Source organism: Shewanella sp. SM71 (assembly GCF_025653905.1).
In the GTDB taxonomy this organism is placed as follows: domain Bacteria; phylum Pseudomonadota; class Gammaproteobacteria; order Enterobacterales; family Shewanellaceae; genus Shewanella; species Shewanella oncorhynchi.
Window position 1 is genome coordinate 165889 of record NZ_JAKKRW010000002.1, and the last position, 21998, is coordinate 187886.

General features: G+C 45.4%; 18 protein-coding genes and 2 pseudogenes. 13 read left to right on the forward strand and 7 right to left on the reverse strand.

The genetic code is table 11. From position 1 onward, the window contains the following. Positions 1-119: 119 nt before the first annotated feature. Positions 120-2684: an acylase gene (locus tag L5L97_RS03220; RefSeq protein WP_263181995.1), complete on the forward strand. Its 2565-nt coding sequence runs from the start codon at positions 120-122 to the stop codon at positions 2682-2684. A 451-nt stretch (positions 2685-3135) separates the two neighbouring features. Beyond that, on the forward strand, positions 3136-4431 hold the full coding sequence (locus L5L97_RS03225) for an aromatic amino acid transport family protein (protein ID WP_028761640.1): 1296 nt from the start codon (positions 3136-3138) through the stop codon (positions 4429-4431). Positions 4432-4540: 109 nt separating this feature from the next. Here the strand turns inward: L5L97_RS03225 and L5L97_RS03230 are convergent, their stop codons facing one another. Further along, complete coding sequence (locus tag L5L97_RS03230) at positions 4541-4984, reverse strand: GNAT family N-acetyltransferase (protein WP_028761639.1); 444 nt, start codon at positions 4982-4984, stop codon at positions 4541-4543. A 213-nt stretch (positions 4985-5197) separates the two neighbouring features. Here L5L97_RS03230 and L5L97_RS03235 point away from each other — a divergent pair, with 213 nt between their 5' ends. Together L5L97_RS03235 and L5L97_RS03240 are read left to right on the forward strand one after the other, a co-directional pair. Continuing rightward, positions 5198-5494, forward strand: a complete 297-nt coding sequence (locus L5L97_RS03235; protein ID WP_113939800.1) for a hypothetical protein — start codon at positions 5198-5200, stop codon at positions 5492-5494. Between the two features lie 209 nt (positions 5495-5703). Continuing rightward, the gene (locus L5L97_RS03240) at positions 5704-7038 is read left to right on the forward strand and encodes a dicarboxylate/amino acid:cation symporter (RefSeq protein WP_263181997.1); all 1335 of its coding nucleotides are present in this window, start codon (positions 5704-5706) and stop codon (positions 7036-7038) included. Between the two features lie 72 nt (positions 7039-7110). Here L5L97_RS03240 and L5L97_RS03245 read toward each other — a convergent pair whose 3' ends face one another. Continuing rightward, positions 7111-7527 carry an META domain-containing protein gene (locus L5L97_RS03245; RefSeq protein ID WP_113939802.1) on the reverse strand — a complete coding sequence of 139 codons (417 nt, stop codon included), beginning with the start codon at positions 7525-7527 and terminating at the stop codon, positions 7111-7113. A gap of 71 nt (positions 7528-7598) precedes the next feature. Here L5L97_RS03245 and L5L97_RS03250 point away from each other — a divergent pair, with 71 nt between their 5' ends. Continuing rightward, positions 7599-7829 (forward strand): hypothetical protein, encoded by a 231-nt coding sequence (locus tag L5L97_RS03250; protein WP_028759411.1) that lies wholly within the window; start codon positions 7599-7601, stop codon positions 7827-7829. Between the two features lie 36 nt (positions 7830-7865). Here L5L97_RS03250 and L5L97_RS03255 read toward each other — a convergent pair whose 3' ends face one another. Beyond that, positions 7866-8882: a GGDEF domain-containing protein gene (locus L5L97_RS03255; protein ID WP_263181999.1), complete on the reverse strand. Its 1017-nt coding sequence runs from the start codon at positions 8880-8882 to the stop codon at positions 7866-7868. Positions 8883-9050: 168 nt separating this feature from the next. Between L5L97_RS03255 and L5L97_RS03260 the strand changes: the two genes are divergently transcribed. Together L5L97_RS03260 and L5L97_RS03265 are read left to right on the forward strand one after the other, a co-directional pair. Further along, positions 9051-9593, forward strand: coding sequence for a GNAT family N-acetyltransferase (locus tag L5L97_RS03260; RefSeq protein ID WP_263182001.1), 543 nt, complete (start codon positions 9051-9053; stop codon positions 9591-9593). A gap of 61 nt (positions 9594-9654) precedes the next feature. Then, a complete protein-coding gene (locus L5L97_RS03265) occupies positions 9655-10005 on the forward strand; it encodes a hypothetical protein (RefSeq protein ID WP_263182003.1) in 351 nt (116 codons plus the stop codon). 38 nt (positions 10006-10043) lie between these two features. On the opposite strand, the gene L5L97_RS03270 is transcribed toward L5L97_RS03265, so the two are convergent. Then, on the reverse strand, positions 10044-10388 hold the full coding sequence (locus tag L5L97_RS03270; protein ID WP_263182005.1) for a GNAT family N-acetyltransferase: 345 nt from the start codon (positions 10386-10388) through the stop codon (positions 10044-10046). Between L5L97_RS03270 and L5L97_RS03275 the strand changes: the two are divergent. Continuing rightward, positions 10318-11396, forward strand: a pseudogene (locus L5L97_RS03275) (IS3 family transposase); the annotation flags it as partial. The gene L5L97_RS03270 and the pseudogene L5L97_RS03275 overlap by 71 nt on opposite strands. 291 nt (positions 11397-11687) lie before the next feature. Here the strand turns inward: L5L97_RS03275 and L5L97_RS03280 are convergent. The 3 genes from L5L97_RS03280 to metK all read right to left on the reverse strand — a co-directional run bounded on the left by L5L97_RS03280 (position 11688) and on the right by metK (position 14508). Continuing rightward, entirely contained in the window at positions 11688-12194 is a 507-nt protein-coding gene (locus tag L5L97_RS03280; protein ID WP_263183241.1) for an Imm26 family immunity protein, read from the reverse strand. Between the two features lie 521 nt (positions 12195-12715). Further along, entirely contained in the window at positions 12716-13201 is a 486-nt protein-coding gene (locus L5L97_RS03285) for a hypothetical protein (protein ID WP_263183243.1), read from the reverse strand. Positions 13202-13356: 155 nt separating this feature from the next. Continuing rightward, positions 13357-14508, reverse strand: coding sequence for a methionine adenosyltransferase (metK, locus tag L5L97_RS03290; RefSeq protein WP_028761631.1), 1152 nt, complete (start codon positions 14506-14508; stop codon positions 13357-13359). Positions 14509-14953: 445 nt separating this feature from the next. Between metK and tkt the strand changes: the two genes are divergently transcribed. The 5 genes and pseudogenes from tkt to L5L97_RS03315 all read left to right on the forward strand — a co-directional run bounded on the left by tkt (position 14954) and on the right by L5L97_RS03315 (position 21987). Next, positions 14954-16948: a transketolase gene (gene tkt, locus L5L97_RS03295; RefSeq protein WP_263183245.1), complete on the forward strand. Its 1995-nt coding sequence runs from the start codon at positions 14954-14956 to the stop codon at positions 16946-16948. 116 nt (positions 16949-17064) lie between these two features. Next, positions 17065-18081 (forward strand): erythrose-4-phosphate dehydrogenase, encoded by a 1017-nt coding sequence (gene epd / locus L5L97_RS03300; RefSeq protein WP_105250098.1) that lies wholly within the window; start codon positions 17065-17067, stop codon positions 18079-18081. A gap of 134 nt (positions 18082-18215) precedes the next feature. Continuing rightward, complete coding sequence (locus L5L97_RS03305; RefSeq protein WP_263183246.1) at positions 18216-19391, forward strand: phosphoglycerate kinase; 1176 nt, start codon at positions 18216-18218, stop codon at positions 19389-19391. Positions 19392-19612: 221 nt separating this feature from the next. Beyond that, a complete protein-coding gene (gene fba, locus L5L97_RS03310; protein ID WP_028761627.1) occupies positions 19613-20680 on the forward strand; it encodes a class II fructose-bisphosphate aldolase in 1068 nt (355 codons plus the stop codon). A gap of 116 nt (positions 20681-20796) precedes the next feature. Further along, positions 20797-21987, forward strand: a pseudogene (locus tag L5L97_RS03315) (IS4 family transposase). The last annotated feature ends 11 nt before the right edge of the window (positions 21988-21998 follow it).

Below are 21998 nucleotides of genomic sequence, written 5' to 3' on the forward strand. Positions count from 1 at the left end.
GCAATAGCCAGCCTTAGGGACTAGGAAGCGACATGCAACTATTGCTCCTTCAGTAATTTGGGCTGGAATAGGCAGTAAGGCTATGTCATTGAAGGAACCAAAACCAAGAGATAATAATAATGAAATTCAACAAACTCGTGATTGCTATGGGAATGGCCTGCGGTGTAATACTGACCGGCTGTAACGATAGCGAAGATAGCACTACGCCTACCGAACCTGGAACTCAACTGCAAGCTTTTGCCCCCAATGGTTTACTCAAAGCCAGTATTCGCCGTACGACCTATGGCGTGCCGCATATCCAAGCTGACAACTTAGAAAGTTTAGGTTTTGGTAGCGGTTATGCGCAGGCACAGGACAACTTATGTGTATTAGCCGATGGTTTTATCAAGGCGAACTCACAGCGTTCTATGTACTTTGGACCCCATGCGTCGATTGACTTCACTACGGGTCAACCCACGGCGGAAGATAACGGTAACCTTATCTCAGATTTTGCCTATAAAGCGCTAAAGATCAGAGCGCAAGCCGAAGAAAAATGGCCGAAATTTAGTGAAAATTCTCGGGCACTTATCCAAGGTTTTACCTCTGGTTATAACCAATATATTGCTGATGTTGAAGCGGGCACACAAACGGCAGAACCTTTCTGTGGCGGTCAGCCTTGGGTGAAACCCATAGTGCCAGAAGATGTGGTGACTTATTTGTTTTCTATCGCCTTATTACCGGGCGCAGCTAACTTTCTCGATCTGATTTTTTACGCTAACCCAGGAGATGCACAGGAATACATGCCGCGTATCGTTGGGCCAGCGCCTAGCCAAGACCAAACTGCGTTTGTGGCCGATATGCAGTCTAAGTTGATTGCCCGCGCGGCTCGTATCACGACACCAGAGACCAATCCCCGCGATTTAGGTTCAAATGGTTGGGGTTTAGGCAAGGATAAAACCGAAAATGGTAAGGGCATGGTGCTAGGTAATCCGCATTTCCCGCATACGGGTAACCTGCGTTTTTGGCAATCCCATATTACGATCCCAGGGCATTTAGATATGATGGGCGGCTCGTTAGTGGGTATGCCAGGACCGATTAATATTGGTTTCAATAAAGATCTCGCTTGGACTCATACCTTCTCTACTGCTGAGCATTTTGTGATGTATAACCTTGAGTTAGTCTCGGGTGATCGGATGCAGTATTTGTTTGATGGTAAACCTATGCCGATCACCAAAGAGACAGTGTCGGTTCTAGTGAATGCAGGTCCTGCGGGCATGCTGGTCGCCGAGAAAGATATTTATACTACGGCCAAAGGCCCTATGGTCGAAGCTCCACCCGCTTTAGCGCCTTTTGGTTGGGATGATGGCAGTGCCTTTATGATCCAAGATGCCAATATGGGGACTATGGACCCTGTTGACCATTGGTTAGCCATGAACATGGCGACGAACAAAGAAGAGTTCCAACAGGCATTTAAGGACTACGATGGCGTTATCTTCAATAACACTATGTACGCCGATAAAGAGGGCAATGCTTTCTATATCGACGACTCAACTGTGCCAGGATTATCTGAATCGGCAGTTGTGTTGTTAAAAACCTCACCGGATATTAAAGCGGCTAAGGCAAAAGCCGGATTTACGATTTTACCCGGTAACACTTCACTGTTTAGCTTCGATGGTCCAACGCCCTATGAGCGTGCGCCCAAGCTTGAGCGCAGCGACTTTGTGCAAAACTCCAATGACTCCTTTTGGTCGACTAACTTGAATGAACCGCTGACTTACTTCTCGCCTATGTACGGCGCAGAGGCTGGACAGCTATCACTGCGGACACGGATGGGCTTGAGTTTAATGCAGGACGCCGCGGGGGCTGATGGCAAGTTCAGCTTGGAAGAACTCGAAGCGGCTGTGCTGTCGAATCGCAGTTATCTCGCCGAGTTAGTGCTGCCTGACTTGATTGCCCAGTGTGATGCCCAAGGCAGTACTCCTGTGGTGGTGTCGGCGAGTTTATCTAAGGATGTCTCTTCGGCTTGTGCGGCATTAAAGGCGTGGAACGGTAAGCAAGATAACGACAGTAAAGGTGGTGCTTTACTACGTGAATTTGCCCATCTATTCAGCCAAACAACCATGTTGACCCAAGGATTCGATCCCGCTAATGCGGCAACGACACCTAAAACCTTGACTACGGATGGTAGTGCCTTAAAGGCCTTGGCGCACAGTGCGCTTAACCTTGAGGCCGCAGGCTTTGCCTTAGATGCGCCATTAGGGGATGTGCAATTTGTGGAGAAATCGCTGCCAGATGGAACGCCAAGCGGGTCGCGTTTACCTTGGCCGGGTAGTCATAATGCTGAAGGTGGATTCAACGTGTTTTCAACCAGTTTGTCGGGGGATGACACTTTGATCCCGCAGCACAAATACGCAGCTGCGATGGATGTGGTTACTGGCAAGGCAATGAGTTCTGGCTTAACGGCGAAAGGGTACCAAGTGCGTTACGGTTCGAGTTGGATGATGGCGGTGAACTTTACCGACGAGGGGCCTGTGGCGCGGGGGATTTTAACTTACTCTGAGTCGAGTAATATCTTAACGCCTGCGTTTGCCGATCAAAGTATCTTGTACTCGAGTGCTAAAAGCTTCCGTCCTTTGTTGTTCAAAGAGGCTGACATAGCCCCAGCTGTAGTGTCGACAACTGAGCTGACACTACAAAAACCATAAGTTAGATTTTGCGCTTTAATCGTTAGCGGCTCACTTCGGAGTTGAATCCGGATGAGCCGTTTTTTATGCGTGTTTGCGACTGATAGCGATTTGTAAAAATTTAACATTAACGACTGTGATCTCGATCTACCTTAGACGTGAGTATGCTGTGACGCGTCTTGTTTTGTTGATTTTTGTGACACATGTCCGGTTAGCTGTTTTTCTCGGCGCTTATGCAATGTCACTGGATTTGGCTTGAGGTGAATATCTTGTATTTTTAAGTGGCTTTTTATGTATATGTTTTGATGCTGTATTGAAAACTTATTACATTAAATCAGCGATCTAGATCTCAATATCAGTTTATTATGAAATTCCCTTACATAAAGCCGTGTCAGATCAACTTTTATGGGCTTTTTTTGGTTATCCTTAGCGCGAATTTATTATGCTAGTCACACCGTAAGGTAACTTTTATATGCAAAAAGATGCGACCAGTGTTCTTGGAACACCTCAAAGCACACAGAATCTAGATTCAACGAAACACTTACCTTGGACTCGCCAAGACACGACTTGGATGTTGAGTTTGTTCGGCACTGCCGTTGGCGCTGGAATTTTATTTTTACCTATCAATGCGGGCATGGGCGGCTTTTGGCCTCTTGTGTTAATGGCAGTGATCATTGGTCCTATGACCTATCTTGCCCACCGTGGTTTATCTCGTTTTGTTTGTTCATCAAGCATTCCTGGTAGCGACATTACTCAAGTAGTTGAAGAGCATTTTGGTGTTGGCGCGGGTAAAGCCATTACCGTACTGTATTTCTTTGCTATCTATCCGATTGTATTAATTTACGGTGTAGGTATTACCAACACTGTTGATAGCTTTATCGTCAATCAGTTAGGCATGGCATCGCCACCACGCTTCATTCTATCGGGTGTATTGATCCTCGGTATGATGGCTGTAATGGTCGCAGGTGAGAAATTCATGCTCAAAGTGACACAATTGCTGGTGTATCCGCTGGTGGGTATTTTGGCCTTTATGTCTATCTACCTGATCCCTGAATGGAAAATGGATGCTTTACTCGTTGTACCAGAAGCGGGTGCATTTTTAGGCACAGTTTGGTTAACGATTCCAGTTTTAGTGTTTGCCTTTAACCATTCTCCAGCGATTTCACAGTTTTCTGTGTCATTGAAACGTGACCATGGCGCGAATGCTTCTCGCAAAGCTGATGTTATTTTACGTAATACTTCCATGATGTTAGTGGGCTTTGTGATGTTGTTTGTGTTCTCTTGTGTGCTGTCATTATCGCCAGCACAATTGGCCGAAGCGAAAGCTCAGAATCTACCGATTTTGTCTTATCTCGCCAACGTGCATTCAAGTGGTTTTGTGAGCTACTTTGGTCCATTAATCGCCTTTATCGCGATTGTGTCTTCTTTCTTTGGCCATTACATGGGCGCGACAGAAGGCATGAAGGGGATTATTGTTAAGCAGTTAGACACGAATAAAAAAGGCATTTCAGAGCAAAAAATCAACAAATTTATTCTGGTGTTTATGTTTGTGACGATTTGGGCCGTGGCAATCAAAAACCCAAGTATTTTGAATATGATTGAAGCTTTAGGTGGCCCAATTATCGCGGCTATCCTGTACTTGATGCCTATGTACGCTGTATACAAAGTGCCAGCATTAAAAGCGCACCGTGGTCGCATCAGCAATATCTTCGTGGTTATAGCGGGTTTATTGGCAATGACGGCTATTCTGTTTGGCTTCTTTCGTTAAGTTTTAATCTTAGTAGGAACGCGGTTTGAATGTGAATCGTGAGTCGTAAAAAGAAAAGGATCGTGCTATTGGCCCGATCCTTTTTTATTACGTATAAGATTTGAATCACTTATTTTTCTTCGTACATTAAGTAGTAACTCTGCTTCATCCCTAACGCTTGATAGGTCTGCTGTGCGGCGAGGTTTTCTTGCTCGACATATAAACGGAAGCTGGCGGCACCACCATTAGCTTCGGCCAGTTGTTTGACTTCGCTGTAGAGTTTGGCATAGATGCCTTGGCGACGATTTTGCGGGCGAATATACACACTCTGGATCCAGTAATAATCCTTCGCACGCCAATCGCTCCATTCAAATGTCACCATGAGCGAGCCGACTAGCTCACCTGCGATTTCAGCGACCAGGTAAAACCCTTTTTGCGGGCTCTCAAGTAGCGTGCCCACACCTCGAGTCAGTGTCGCTTCATCTAAGGCTAGGCCTTCGGTTTCTTGGGCCATGGCCTGATTAAACTGCACTAAGGCGATTAGGTCTTGAGCCTTAGCTTTACGAATCAACATACTACAACTCCTAGGCGGTTATTTGGCAATACCGCTCTTGTTTAGTAAACAACATTTTGTGATTCACTTTAGCATGGAACGACGAGGGATAACGAGTTTGGCAGTGGCAGGTTAGGCACTGATATTATTTATTGCTGTGGATGTTTGTACGACTAAAGTCTTATCTTCTAGGCTTATCTCTAGTGTCCTTTCGCTGAACTAAGTGAGTTAATGATGGGATTTATTAAGTCTACTCGCCGCTATAAACTTAAGATTTTACCCGTCTATGATATTGCTGCTGATGAACAGATAAATCATCGTCTGCATTTTATTTTAACGCTGTTGAGCTTCGGTTTATGGGGTTTAGTTTGGTGGTGGTTGGTCTTAAAAGCTAACGGTAAGTCCGACTTTATTTTCAGTGGTTTTGATGACGATTATTGGAGTTATTTGATTGAGCGTGAGCAACCGCCTGCGTCGCTTTATCGTCAGCAAATAGCACCAAAAAAAGTCACAGAATATTTTGATGCTTAAGCAGGAAAATTAACATCTCAGCGGCCAATTTAACAAAGTTTGTGTGGCTAATATTACTGATTTTAAGGCGGTTTAGCTCAACGTGACCCAGATCATCCCTCGATTAAAACCCCTCTGCTAGACTCGGCGATTGCCCCATTTAGACTGAGAAACTAGCGCGCTAGTTTTGGTCTTTGCCCCATCATAGTTTCGAATTCAAGGTTATCAATATGACAAAACAAAAGTCGTCAGCATTAGGCCGTATTTGGTCTCGCTGGATGTCAGTGCCGCTGTGGCTGCAAATTGTTATCGGTATGGTGCTAGGTATTTTAGTGGGCATCATCTTCGGCGAGCAAGCGACTCACTTAAAGCCGATAGGCACCTTGTTTGTTAATTCCATTAAGATGCTGATTGTGCCATTGGTGTTTTGCTCACTGATTGTGGGCGTTACTTCGATGCAAGATACGAACAAGATGGGGCGTATTGGTTTTAAATCTTTTGCGTTTTATCTCTTTACCACGGCTATCGCGATCACTATCGGTTTAATTGTCGGTTATGTTCTTCAACCCGGTGCAGGTTTAGGTTTGTCATTGGCAGAAGGCGCGACTCAAACTGCCAAAGAAATACCTTCTTTAGTCGATACTTTGATCGACATAGTGCCGACGAACCCTATTGCGGCTTTAGCAAGCGGGCAAATTTTGCAAGTTATAGTATTTGCGATTGTTTTAGGTATCGCCTTAGTGCTGATTGGCGAGCATGGCAAACCTGCAATTAAAGTGTTCGAAAGTTTAGCTGAGGCCATGTATAAAATGGCCGACATGGTGATGAAGCTCGCACCCTACGGTGTATTTGGGCTAATGGCTTGGGTAGCGGGGGAGTATGGGATTGATATGCTCTGGCCACTGATCAAAGTTATTATTGCTGTGTATCTTGGCTGTATTATTCATGTGCTTGGATTCTATAGTTTTTTACTGCGCGGATTTGCAAAGTTAAGCCCGCTGCAGTTTTTTAAAGGGATTAGCAATGCCATGTTAGTGGCGTTTACCACATCGAGCTCTGCGGGCACGCTTCCTGTGAGTATGAAGTGTGCGAGTGAAAATTTGGGGGTTCATAAGAAGATCTCTAGCTTCGTGTTACCGCTAGGCACCACAATCAATATGGATGGCACAGCGTTATACCAAGGGGTCACAGTGCTGTTTGTGGCACAGGCGTTTGGTATCGACCTGACTGTCGTCGATTATCTCACCATTATTTTAACGGCGACGTTGGCCTCTATTGGTACTGCGGGTGTGCCCGGTGCGGGTTTAGTGATGTTGACTTTAGTACTCACAACCGTAGGGCTTCCCTTAGAAGGGGTGGCATTGATTGCGGGAATTGACCGTATTTTAGATATGGTGCGTACTGTGGTAAACGTCTCCGGTGACTTAGTGGCGACGACTGTCATTGCAAAGTCTGAAGATGAGTTGGATATGGCGCATTATAATGCCGACATAGATCAAAGCGCCGTAATAGCCGAACAGAATATCGCCCTCGAAATTGCAGCGGCTAAGAGTGTCAAAGCATAGGGAGCTTTTATTGCTAGTTCGTTAACTAAAAAACCGCCATTGGCGGTTTTTTTATGCTGACAAGTTTTATGGTTACTTCATTTGGCTTAACACTAACACTGGCTTGTCGTCGCTGTTAAGTAAGGTAAGTCGGCCTTGCACTAATTTTGCTTTGGTAACTAATGGCATAGCTTGCATCACTTTGTGCTCTTGCTGCATTAGGGCATCCACGCAGGCTTTCATTGTGCTACCGGCAGGAGATAGCTTAAGCTCTTCGCCTTGCTGAGTATATTGACCGAAAAAGTTATTGCAGCTGTTGTTGCCATGTAATTTACCTTCGGCCTCAAAGGTAATTTGCGCTGGGCTGTAATCGATAGTCGGTTGGCCTTGAACCATTTCAATGTGCCAGCGGCCTTCTAATGGAATAGTATCATTTGGTGCTATATCGGCACTTTGGCAGGCGGTGATGCCTAAGAGTAATGCACCTAAAATGAATGTTTGTTTTAACATCGTTGCGGTTCCTTTTTCCATGATTATGGCCATAGTGTGACAAGTTTTTCGTAAGATCTAAAGGGGTTTATATGACAGGCTCATTTAAAAGTACTCTGAATTTGTTGAAGTTTTTACATTGGTTAGGTGTATTGATGCTAGTTTGTGGACTTGGGTTTTATATGTTGACGCAATGGAGTCTAGAGATAAGCGGCATGTTATTGATCTCAAGTCTGATTGGTTTAGGGTTGGTCTTAATGTCGCCCTATCCTGTGGTGCTGTTTATCCAATGGGCGAAGCGCCAAGATGAGCATTCCAAGTAATTTTGTACTGTCTAATTAAGTCTAAATTTCATTAAATCAAAGCTCTGCCGAATCTGCGGCGGGATTATCGTACAAGCTTGAGTCAATGGCGGGTTCTACTGGCGTGTCTGCGGCTTGGGATACAGGTGGGCGCATTGAATCGAGTTTGCCCCGCGCGAGTTCCATCATAGGTGCAAGTTTGGCGCTGGATTCTGGGGTAAAAAAACTGTAGCTCACATCGAGTTTTAGCTGATGGTTTTGTTGTTCTAGCTGCTTTTCTACTCGCTTCATAATATGTAGAACATCCCGTTCACCATCCACAAAAGCAAGTACCACAAATTGAGTGCTGTTGTAATGGGCGGCAACGTCAGCGGTTCTTATCGTATCTTGGATTAACTTGCCTAACAGTCTGTGGTGATTATTTTCGAGTGGTATTGGAGTGTTATCCGTGCTCAGTAATTCAAAGAAGATGATACCTGCATGGGCGCCAAAGCGGCGGCCTAAATTGAGCTGCCTTGGTGCCATCATCAAGAAGCCGTAATGGTTGAGCATGCCCGTTTCTTGATCGCGCATCGAAAGGGATTCAATTCTATGGTTCTGACACAGAAGGGATAATTCCTGTTGTAGTAAAATCTGAAATGGTTCGAGCATAGCGGCATTGACTAGTGGCTCTGTTATATGCGGGTTGAGTACACACAGGGCACCAAATTGGCTACCATCCGGCCAAGCGATAGGGCGCGAGAGAATGTGCTGAATGCCATCAAAATCCCTTGGTAAATCCTCTAACATAAAGCTGCCGAGGTTTTGATATAAACCATCAGGTTGGCTGTTTTGTATCTGTTTGAAGAGTTCGAGTGCTGGTGGATATAAAGTGCCCGCGGTAAATTGTGGTGTTTCAGTGATTGCGCTGACAATGATCTCAAATCCTGCGCTGGTCTTTTGGAATATAAAAACCGTGTTAGCGTTGTAATAGCTTTTGATGAGCTCACATTGGTGCATCCAGCGAGTGAGATTCACTTGTTGATTGTCGCTATCAAGTAAACTCAAGTTGGGATTAATGGTTTCGGGCAACATACAAACGCCTAACTAGGGCTAAATATTCATTAAGTTTGGGAAATAAAAGGGGATTTAGCAAATCAAGGCACTAAATAATACCTTGTTCTAGCTGTGCCTATTAATCCAACCGAGTATACTGACGGCCTTAAATTGGGCCTAAAGCCAAGATGATGCCGTGAGAACACTGTGAAAATTAGATTAGCCTTACCTCAAGATGTTGATTTATTAGCGATGCTAGAGAAAAAACATCTTAATGACGAATTAGCCTCCGCCAATATGGGATTGCAAGGGCAAGCTTTTTCCCACAGTGAACTGAGCGAATTAGTGCTGCACCATTGGATTGTAGTGGTGCAGGTTGAGCAGCAGATCGTCGGTTATGTGATTGCAGGCCGTTGGGGATTTTTCGAACATTGGCCTATTTACCGCAATTTGTTGAATCGTTTGGGGCAACTCGATTGGGATGGACCTAAACTAACTAAGGCCAATTCCTGCCAATACGGGCCGATTTGGGTGCAGCAAGCCTATCGTGGGCAAGGGATTTTCGAGGCATTAGTCTGTGAAATTCGTCGCCAAGTTGCTCCGCATTTTAGCTATATGTTGACCTTTATTGCCGAAGATAATGAACGTTCCTTTGCCGCTCACTCGGGTAAAGCGCACATGCAGGTTGTGGATTTTTTCACCGTTTCGGCAAGGGATTATTATTTAATGGCGGCAAAGACCCAAGCTTAGTTGTTCGACGATAAGAATTAAGGGTTAAATCTCTACTGATATCAATAACGGAGATAAATACATGCATGTGCAATTTGTTGAGTCATTATTAGCGACTTATGCCAAGGTCAATTTATCGGCTTGGGACAACTTGAGATTGGTCTTATCTGAGTGCGCTCACCATGGGTGTGAGGCGAGGGGATTTGAAGTCGAGTTTGTTTCCGATTCAAAGCAAGCGCAGCATTATTGGGTAGAAGTAGGGGATATTTGGCTCGATTGTGGCCGAACCAATGCCTATTCGGCGACGATAACGCGACTGACCGATAAGGAACTTAGCCGTGTAAACTCCAAGAGCGCGTTAGAATGCGCTATTTTATCCCAAGAGCAGATCGGTCTACTTTGCATGCAAAACGCCCATTTCGATCATTGCTGAGTGTGTTAATTCAGTCCGTTTCTCAATCGCTTTTTTGATCAATACTTCTTCATCAGAAAGATGCGCTGAGGGTCAGTGGTGACAGTGCCTATGATCTCAAACCCTTGTTTTTCATAAAACACAGGTGCTTGAATCGATAAGGTATCCACTTGAGCTACCAAGCACCCCCGCTGTTTCGCCTCAGCTTCGGCAAGTGCCATCAGTTTATGCCCAAGCCCAGTGCCTCTGGTTTGGTCATCAACCCAGACGACATTGATTAAGAAGTTTTTATAGATAGTTCGGCCACCCACACCACCTATCAACTTGCCAGCTTCATCACGTGCAATGACAGTTAAAGTGGATAAATGGGTGAGACAGTTAAAACTAGAACGCCAGGGTGGCACACCAAAAGCATCTCCGATTACCCCTGAACAAATTGAAATCCGTGAGCTGAAGAAGCAAATAGCTCGTCTTGAGGAGCACAATCTTATCCTAAAAAAGGCTACCGCTCTCTTGATGTCAGACTCGATGAACAATTTATGCTAATCAGCGCACTCAAGCAGAGCCACTCTATTCTCACAATTTGTAATGCATTCAAAGTGCATCGAAGTAGCTATAAGTATTGGCTAAAAAGAAAAGAACATATTGATGCAGACTTTACTATTTTATGCAGTGAAGTGAAGGCCGCACATCGTATTAGTCATGGCTCTGCCGGTGCTCGAACGATAGCTCAATTAGTGACTAATAAAGGGATTGGTCTCAGTCGTTATCGAGCCCGTAATCTAATGAAAAAGCTTGGGTTATTAAGCTGTCAGCAGCCTAAGCATTCTTATCGGAAAGCGACACAAGAGCATGTTGCAATCCCCAATACGCTTAATCGACAGTTTGCAGTAACTCAACCAGATCAAGTGTGGTGTGGCGACGTGACATATGTTTGGGTCGGTAATCGTTGGGCCTATCTAGCCGTTGTTCTTGACTTATTTTCCCGCAAACCTGTTGGATGGGCTTTGTCATTATCACCAGATAGTGAGCTGACCTGTAAAGCTTTGAAAATGGCATTTGAGTTAAGGGGTAAGCCTGAGAATGTGATATATCACAGCGATCAAGGTTCRCATTACACGAGCTTGAAATTCAGACAATTAATATGGCGTCTTCAGATTGAGCAAAGTATGAGTCGYCGCGGGAATTGTTGGGATAACGCACCAATGGAGCGTTTCTTTAGAAGTTTGAAATCTGAGTGGATACCCGCCAATGGTTATGGGAATTTTACAGAAGCAGATAAAGAGATCACAAATTACATCACTGGATATTACAGTGAGACCAGACCCCATCAATATAATGGTGGGTTAACGCCAAATGAGTCAGAACGTTTATATTGGAATGACTCTAAAACCGTGGCCAATTTTACTTGACCACTACAAAGGTACTGATTTCTCTGGTCCTAAGAGCACTGCATTATATTGACGAACGCCGTCTACCAGCGCATCCACAATCGCGTTATTTTCTTCATGAATAACTTCAAAGTTCACTTAATTTTCTTCCTTAAAGTGGATTTTTTTCTTTTAAATCATATAGAAAATATCAGTAAACTTAATATGGGACAGAAATGTGTTGGAAAGTAGTGCAGGGGGAGCTGTAACTTTAATTGTTAGGAGTTTAGCATTTGCTGATATCCACTCACACAGGCTTGCCATGGCAAAAAATTACAGACCATTGAGAACTGGTATATAGCAATCAAGCTTTTCATCAAACCGCAGATTATCAAACTGAACACCAGAATACTTTAACCTCACGAAAGCAGAGTAATAATCACTATGCCTCGTGATAAATCTAGGATAAATATTTATATCATTATCCGTAGCGTCAAACGTGTCGCCAGTTACATAATTTAGGCATTTGAGCCTGCTTGGCAGCCCATATATTACTATAGGGTTTACAGGGAACTTAGGGTTGTCATATATAACTTTACGTAGTAACTCCCACTTTGGGTGCATTGCATTTTTTATTTTAGCGAAAACAACCACATCAATTAGCCACCCTTCAATCAAAAGTGGCCTATCAAAAGCAGAGATAACTTTCTTACAACTGTTTGATTTAAAATCAAATATATTCACGATGAGAAACCGATCATCATAAACAATGTATCCGAAGCCAAATTCACCGCTTTCAAGCGGAATGTAAAAACAAGTACCTACATCAATCTTTTTCATACGCCCCCACGAAGTTAGCATTTTTTCTTCGAAGATGAATGTGTTGACATTCTATTTCTATAGTTTTCATCAAACGCTTTGGCCCTCTCATCATTAGGATCATTCAATCTGCTAGGGTCGTAAGAGCGAGCACGGTTGCCTGCTCCAGCATTAAATTTACCGTCTTCTGTGTAGACTCCATGCTGAGAAGTATCTAACATTTTGTAATGTTCAATATCCGCTTGTTCATACCCTCTGACTTGTGCATGAGTAAGATCGCTCTCAACCTCTACAAGCTCATAACCACGCCCAGTCTTCCTGAATTTGTATGCATAAACGTGATAGACCCTTTGCTCTAACTCGTAAGTTTCTCATTAAAATTTCTATGGATTAATAAACATATAAACAGCCACCCAGTATAAAACAACATAATGCACTTTCAGTTTGCCTACAATTTGCTCTGGCTAAAATGGCTTAGAATGAGAGTCATCAAAAAATGAAACGGGACACCCTATTTCTCGCTTTTACACTAGCGTATAAGCCTAAAGAATCAGCCATTGTCCGTTTGGATAAGTACCAATATAACCAAAGGGGATTCTTCCACAGAGATACCAAGATAGGCGTTCACTCGTAAAGGCTGAAAGTTTAACGTCAGCTAGGAGCAGTGTTGCGAGCGTATTAGCGTCATCGGATGTCAGCGCGCATATTTCTGCAACGGGAATAATTTTCCAAGTGGCGAGGTAAGCTGACTTAGAAATTTCATCGATTTCGCTGTCAGAAATCCAAGCATGCACATCATTTACTACTGCCTTTGTTTTTAACGAATTTGCCAAGTCATGATCAGTTACACACAGGCTTTCATATTGGATTTCGTAAGGTGTTTCAAAAAAGGCTTCAGGATCGGATTCAAGAAAAGCGGCGATCTCCTCTAATGTGCCGTATGTCTTTGCTGTTTCCTCTGGCTGACCTACGTTGGCTGCCCATGCACAAGATTGAAGTTGCTGTAATAAGATGGCGTTATCGGTCATGGGGTCAGTGCACTCTAATGGTCTGTGTATATGCTGCTTTTTATCTTGCCATATTTGTCTTAGCACTATTAATCTAACTAAATGTCAGACATAAAAAAACCGCTGGGTAGCGGTTTTTTATGGGTCTTAAGTGTAAAAATTGAAATGAATTAAGACTATAGACCCGCGTCAGCGCGCAATATTTCGGCTTTATCAGTCGCTTCCCATGGGAATTCGCTGCGACCAAAGTGGCCATAAGCGGCGGTCGCTTGATAAATTGGACGTGCTAAATCTAGCATGGCCGTTAAACCGTACGGGCGCAGTTCAAAGTGTTGACGTACTAACTTGATCAGCACTTCTTCAGATACTTTACCGGTACCGAAGGTCTCGATGCTGATAGAGGTCGGCTCTGCCACACCAATAGCGTAAGACACTTGGATTTCACAGCGATCAGCAAGACCTGCTGCAACTATGTTTTTTGCCACATAACGGGCAGCGTATGCTGCGCTACGGTCCACTTTTGATGGATCTTTACCAGAGAATGCGCCACCACCATGACGGGCCATGCCGCCGTAAGTGTCAACGATGATCTTACGACCCGTTAAGCCGCAATCGCCTACTGGACCACCGATAACAAAACGGCCAGTTGGGTTGATAAAGAACTTAGTGTCTTTGTTTAGCCATTGAGCCGGTAATACTGGCTTGATGATGGTTTCCATCACGCCTTCAATTAAGTCGGCTTGTGAAACGTCATCTCTGTGCTGAGTCGATAACACAACTGCATCGATACCGACAATTTTGCCATCATCATAGGCAAAAGTGACTTGGCTTTTCGCATCTGGGCGTAACCAAGGTAGCGTGCCATTTTTACGCACTTCAGACTGACGTTTCACTAATGCGTGAGCATAGGTGATAGGTGCAGGCATCAGAATGTCGGTTTCGTTGTTGGCATAGCCAAACATTAACCCTTGATCGCCAGCACCTTGCTCTGCAGGGTCTGCGCGGTCTACACCTTGATTGATGTCGGGTGATTGCTTACCAATGGCGTTTAATACTGCGCACGAGTCTGCATCAAACCCCATATCTGAATGGGTATAACCAATTTCACGCACCGTTTTACGGGTGATTTCTTCAATATCAACCCAGGCAGAGGTAGTGACTTCACCACCCACTAATACCATGCCGGTTTTGACATAAGTTTCACACGCTACGCGTGCTTTTGGATCTTGAGCCAGAATTGCATCTAGCACAGCATCAGAAATCTGATCTGCAATCTTATCGGGATGACCTTCTGAGACCGACTCAGAAGTAAACAAGTGCTTTGCCATAGTAGGAAAATCTCGTCGTTAGCATTCAAACGTGTAGAAGCATCTACATCTAGACGGCTATTTTAGTTTAAATCCGATTGCCGATCACCCCCGATAATAAAAAATCCTCTCAGATTGTGACCTGAAAACGACTACGCTCCGTCATAAATAGATTATTTTACTTATATTTCATAGCATTAAGTTTACTATGTTTTTGAGAAATTTATTTCTCCATTACAAGTGATCCTTGCTATGCCCTCTCAAGTAAACGCTAGCAAAGTGACTAGCTTATTTCTGCGACTTATATACTCAAGCTACCTGAATCCTGCATCTTCAGGTTGTTTGGGTACATATTCGGCCATCTTTTGCTGAGTGAATGGCAATTTTAGTTTGCGTCACACTGGCATGTAGGGGAAAATATGCATCCAAATTGCCCGCTAGACCCCACAAACAAGCAGGAGAGAGCATGTCTTCCCGTAAAGTACTCGCAAACGCAATCCGTGCGTTAAGTATGGATGCAGTTCAAAAAGCAAATTCAGGCCATCCCGGCGCCCCAATGGGTATGGCAGATATTGCTGAAGTGCTGTGGAATGATTTCCTTAAGCACAACCCGAACAATCCGAAATGGGTAGATAGAGATCGTTTTATCCTCTCTAACGGTCACGGTTCAATGCTGATTTACTCTTTACTTCACCTGACTGGTTATGAATTACCAATTGAAGAGCTAAAACAGTTCCGTCAATTGCATTCAAAAACCCCGGGTCACCCAGAATACGGTTACACCCCTGGTGTTGAAACCACAACGGGTCCACTCGGCGCGGGCATCAGCAATGCTGTCGGTATGGCGATTGCTGAAAAAACCTTAGCGGCACAGTTTAACCGTGATGGTCACGATATCGTTGATCACTACACTTACTGCTTCGTCGGCGACGGCTGTTTGATGGAAGGTATTTCCCACGAAGCCTGTTCATTAGCCGGTACTTTAGGTCTAGGCAAACTGGTCGCATTTTGGGATGACAACGGTATTTCTATCGATGGCCATGTTGAAGGCTGGTTTACCGATGATACGCCAAAGCGTTTTGAAGCTTACGGCTGGCATGTGATTGCCGGTGTTGACGGTCACGATAGTGCGGCAATCCGTGCTGCTATCGAAGCGGCGAAAGCAGTTACTGATAAACCAACCATGATTTGCTGCAAAACCATTATCGGTTTTGGTTCACCCAACAAATCTGGCAGCCACGATTGCCACGGCGCGCCATTAGGCGATGCGGAAATTGCAGCAGCCCGCGAATTCCTTGGCTGGCCATACGCACCATTTGAAATCCCTGCTGACGTTTATGCGGGTTGGGATGCCAAAGAAGCCGGTGCGGCCCGTGAAGCGGCATGGAACGAGAAGTTTGCGGCTTATAGCGCAGCTTACCCAGAACTGGCTGCTGAATACGAGCGCCGCGTACTGAAAGGTGAATTACCTGCTGATTTCGAAGAAAAAGCGCAGGCATTCGTGCAAGCATCACAGGACAAAGCCGAAGGTATTGCGAGCCGTAAAGCTTCACAAAATGCCATCGGTGCTTTCGGTGCCATGTTACCTGAACTGTTAGGCGGCTCTGCTGACTTAGCGGGTTCTAACCTGACACTGTGGTCTGGCTCTAAAGGTATTCAAGACGATCCAGCCGGTAACTACATTTACTACGGCGTGCGTGAATTCGGCATGAGTGGCATTATGAACGGTGCTTCGCTGCATGGTGGTTTCATCAATTATGGCGCAACGTTCATGATGTTCATGGAATATGCTCGTAACGCAGTTCGTATGTCGGCGCTGATGGGCATTCAAAACATCTTCGTTTATACCCATGACTCTATCGGTCAAGGTGAAGATGGCCCAACGCATCAGCCAGTTGAGCAATTAGCTAACCTGCGTATGACGCCAAATATGGCCGTATGGCGTCCATGTGATGCGGCAGAAACGGCAGTTTCTTGGAAAGCTGCGATTGAGCGCCGTAATGCACCTACGTCACTGATCTTCAGCCGTCAAAACCTGAAAGCGCAAGCGCGTACCGCTGAGCAATTAGCTAATGTGGCTAAAGGTGCTTATGTACTGCAAGACTGTGCGGGTACACCAGAGCTGATCCTGATCGCAACTGGTAGCGAAGTACAATTGGCAATGGATGCAGCCGCTGCACTGACTGAGCAAGGTAAACACGTTCGCGTGGTCTCTATGCCATCGACAACTGAGTTCGATAAGCAAGATGCTGCTTATAAAGAATCTGTATTACCACGTGCTGTGACTAAACGTGTGGCTATTGAAGCGGCGCATACCGATTTCTGGTACAAGTACGTCGGGTTTGAAGGTACAGTTGTAGGCATGACCACATTTGGTGAGTCTGCACCGGGTAACGTGCTATTGAATCACTTCGGTTTCACCGTTGAAAATGTGCTGAATGCTGCAAAATCATTGGGCTAATGGCTCAAGGGATTAGATTCAATACAAAAGGTTAAACTTTTTAAGTGTTAATCTGTATAATGCGGCCTGCAATCGTTTGCAGGCCGTTTTTGTATTAAGAGGAAATTGAGACCTCAATGATCCGAGTCGCTATCAATGGTTATGGCCGTATCGGCCGCTCTATTCTCCGAGCTTTATATGAGTCTGGAAAACGGCAGCAAATGCAGATTGTCGCGATTAATGAATTAGCTAAACCTGAAGCCATTATTCATCTGACCCAGTACGACACAACCCACGGTCGGTTTGCGCATAAAGTGAAGCTTGTTGATGATCATATGCTGATTGGCGACGATGCGATAAAAATTCTCCACGAGCCCGATCCGGCAAAACTCCCTTGGCACGAGATGGACATAGATATTGTCTATGAAGCCACAGGCGTATTAGTTGATCGTCAAAGCTGCGAAGCCCATATTCATGCTGGCGCTAAACAAGTGCTGATAAGCCATCCATCCTCAGCGGATGTCGATGGCACGATTGTCTATGGTGTGAATCACGATTTACTCCGCGCCGAACACACAGTCGTTTCCAACGCTTCTTGCACCACTAACTGTATCGTGCCTGTGATCGATGTGCTCGATCGCCACTTTGGCGTTAAAAGCGGTGCCATTACCACTATCCATTCGGCGATGAACGATCAGCAAGTGATTGATGCTTACCATGATGATTTGCGTCGAACCCGCGCTGCTGGTCAATCGATTATTCCTGTCGACACTAAGCTTGCCCGCGGTATTGAGCGGATCTTGCCGCACATGAAAAATAAGTTTGAAGCGATTTCGGTGCGCGTGCCCACCATCAACGTGACCGCCATCGATTTGTCCGTGACCTTAGAAAAAACCGTCGATATTGCCACAGTCAATCAGGTGCTGGAATCAGCCGCCAATGGGCGATTTAACGGCATCTTAGGCTATACTGATGAGCCCTTAGTCTCATGTGATTTCAACCATGATCCGCGCTCCAGTATTGTTGACGGTACCCAGACCCGCGTGAGCGCCGGTCAGTTGGTTAAGTTACTCCTGTGGTGCGATAACGAGTGGGGTTTTGCCAATCGTATGTTAGATACGAGTTTGGCGATGATCGCGGCCAAGCGAGGCTGATAAAAGTAGATTATTCACTTGTGGGTCACTGAATTTATGCCCATTCGACGGGATGTCGAGCGCCGAGCGGCAGTCAATTCATACCGGCTATGTGTGAAACAGTTTGTTTTTTGATTATAAAAGGAAGCGTTACCATGGCAATTATCAATATGTCAGATCTGGATCTACAAGGTAAGCGCGTGCTTATCCGTGAAGATCTCAATGTCCCTGTCAGCAATGGCGTCGTCACCAGTGATGCACGTCTGCGCGCCTCTCTACCAACTATCGAGTTGGCCCTTGAAAAAGGTGCGGCTGTGATGGTGATGTCGCATTTAGGTCGTCCGAGCGAAGGCGAATACAATGCTGAATATTCTATGCAACCTGTGGTCGATTATTTGGCAAAGGCCCTGTCTTGTCCTGTGCGTTTAGCGACCGACTATTTAGACGGCGTCGACGTTGCCGTGGGTGAAGTGGTTGTGTTCGAAAACGTGCGTTTCAACGTGGGTGAAGGTAAGAACAACGAAGCCTTATCGAAAAAAATGGCGGCGCTGTGTGATGTCTATGTGATGGACGCCTTCGGTACTGCACATCGTGCCCAAGCATCGACTCATGGCGTGGGCATGTTTGCCCCAATCGCTTGTGCCGGTCCATTACTGGCACAAGAATTAGATGCCTTAGGCAAGGCATTAGATAATCCTGCGCGTCCTATGGTGGCGATTGTCGGTGGCTCTAAAGTGTCGACTAAGCTGACCGTGCTAGAAAGTCTTTCGGGTATCGTTGATCAGTTAGTGGTTGGCGGCGGTATTGCCAATACTTTCATTGCGGCGGCGGGCTACAATGTCGGTAAATCGTTGTATGAAGCGGATTTGATCGACGAAGCTAAGCGTTTAGTGGCTAATGCTAAGAGCCGTGGCGCCGATATTCCTGTGCCGACCGATGTAGTCGTTGCAGGTGAGTTTAGCCCAACTGCGACTGCGACGTTAAAATCGGTTAGCGAAGTCGCTGATGGCGAAATGATTTTCGATATTGGTCCAGATAGCGCTGAAGCACTGGCTAAAATCATCGAATCTGCTGGTACTATCGTGTGGAACGGCCCTGTGGGCGTGTTCGAATTCGACCAATTCGGTGAAGGCACTAAGCGTATCGCCCAAGCGATTGCTGATTCAAAAGCGTTCTCTATCGCAGGCGGTGGTGACACTTTGGCTGCGGTTGATAAGTACGGTATTGCCGATAAAGTGTCTTACATTTCGACTGGCGGCGGTGCTTTCCTCGAGTTCCTCGAAGGTAAAGAATTACCGGCTGTGGCTATGTTAGAAAAGCGCGGCGCTTAATCATTAAGTTTTAAAAACGCGGCGCATAAGACGCTGCGATAAGCTCTGATAACATCAAAGCTTTGATAAAAAGTAAAAAATTATAAAAAAACCGCCCGTATTCATCTAAGGTACTTAATTTAAGTTGTTTAATTAAGGTACAGAGTTGAATGCGGGTATAAAAATCCATCCAAACGATAGCGACCTCGGTGATAGATATCACCCTATTATTGGAGTTAAAAATGGCGTTAATTTCCCTACGACAACTACTTGATCACGCAGCAGAACATGGATACGGTGTGCCTGCGTTTAACGTTAACAACTTAGAGCAGATGCGTGCCATCATGCAGGCTGCTGAAGCAACAGACAGCCCTGTGATAGTGCAAGCTTCTGCTGGCGCGCGTAAATACGCTCGCCCACAGTTCTTAAAATATTTGATGGCAGCGGCTCTTGAGCAGTACCCAGATATCCCTGTGTGTATTCACCAAGACCACGGTACCGATCCTGATATTTGTCAGCGTTCTATCCAATTAGGCATGTCATCAGTCATGATGGACGGCTCTTTGATGGCTGACGGAAAAACGCCTGCATCGTACGAGTACAACGTTGATGTTACCCGTCGTACAGTGGCATTTGCCCATGCGTGTGGTGTGTCAGTTGAAGGTGAAATCGGCTGTTTAGGCAGCTTAGAAACTGGCCAAGCTGGCGAAGAAGATGGTGTTGGTGCATCAGGTATTTTAAGTCACGATCAAATGCTGACTAGCCCTGAAGAAGCGGCGCGTTTCGTTGCCGATACCCATGTTGATGCACTCGCGATTGCTATCGGTACTAGCCATGGTGCATATAAGTTCAGTCGTAAACCGACGGGCGATGTACTGCGTATCGACCGCATCAAAGAAATTCATGCGCGTATTCCTAATACTCACTTAGTGATGCACGGTTCATCTTCTGTGCCACAAGAGTGGCTAAAGATCATCAACCAATATGGTGGTCAGATCCCAGAAACCTACGGTGTACCATTAGAAGAAATCGTAGAAGGTATCAAACACGGTGTACGTAAAGTCAACATTGATACCGACTTACGTTTAGCATCAACGGGTGCCGTTCGTAAATTCTTAGCTGAACACCCAAGTGAATTTGATCCACGTAAATTCCTGAAAGCATCAATGGAAGCCATGGCCGATATCTGTACGGTTCGCTATGAAGCTTTCGGCTGTGCAGGTCAAGCATCTAAGATTAAGCCATTGTCTTTACAAGCAATGTATAAAGCGTACCAGTCTGGCGCGTTAGATCCTAAGATCAATATGTAAGCGTTATCACTGAGATAAAAAACCGCTAAGGCGTAATGCCGATCAGTTAAGACAGATCGCTTGACGATCTCGCTGAAAGCTCAAAATCCGATGACCTCATGTCATCGGATTTTTTTATGCAACTCTCAGAAGTACTCGCCCGCACTCATATTACCCGCCTAACCGAATTCACCTGCTTAGCTGATGTGTTAGAACCTAAGTTAATTCAATCTTGTTTGGACTCTCAGGGCGTTGCGACGTTAAGACGACGTAAATTACCGATGGATGCGATGATTTGGGCCGTTATCGGAATGGCTTTGTTCCGAGGGGAGTCTGTTCGGTCACTCATCAACAAACTCGACATTGTTTTGCCGCAAGAGATTGATTATGTTGCGCGCAGCGCCGAGACTTAGGCGCGTAAACGATTGGGCAGTGAGGTTATTCGAGAAGTGTTTAGTCGCAGCGCTAATACCTGGCACGCGAGAGCTGAACACCCTCATTGATGCGGTCTTAACTTGTATGGTGTTGACGGTGCAGTGTGGCGGACGCCCGATAGTGTCCAAAATCAAGCCGCCTTTGCGCGTACCGCAAGCGCTTCAGGCGAAGCGGCTTATCCGCAAATTCGCATGGTTTGCTTGATGGAGTTAAGCCGCCATTTGTTGGTCAACAGCGCCTTTGATTCGGTTGTCGAAAATGAAATGAACTTAGCATTTCAGCTCATTCCTAGCATTCCCAATCACAGCCTAACCCTATTTGACCGAGGATTTTACTCGCTCGGCCTTCTGCACGCTTGGCAGCAAGCGCAACCTGATAGCCACTGGTTGTTGCCATTAAAGAAAGGCACTCAATATGAGGTGGTTCGAACGCTGGGAAAACATGACAAATTTAGTTGACCACTACAAAGACATCGTCGACTTATATGCCCATCGATGGGAAATAGAACAGGGCTACAGAGAGATGAAACAACATCTGTTGGAGAGCCGTTTTACGCTCCGCAGCCAACTGCCGGAGTTGGTGACTCAAGAGCTTTGGGGCGTGCTACTGGCCTACAATCTCATCCGATATAAGATGTTACTGATGGCTAAAAGCTTGCCATCGGTCCACCCCAATCAACTGAGTTTTCGGGATGCGACGAGTTATATCATCTTCAAGTTGACACAACTGTCATCACAAGCACCGAGGAATGTCCCGAGAGACGTATTGGATATAGAACGCAATGCACGGCAATTTAAGTTGGATGGTAAACGGGAAAGGGCTTATCCAAGAGTCCTTAAAATGAGCAAAAACAAGTTTCCAGTTAGACCAAAGAAAATGCCGTCCACTCTTAAGTGAACGGCAT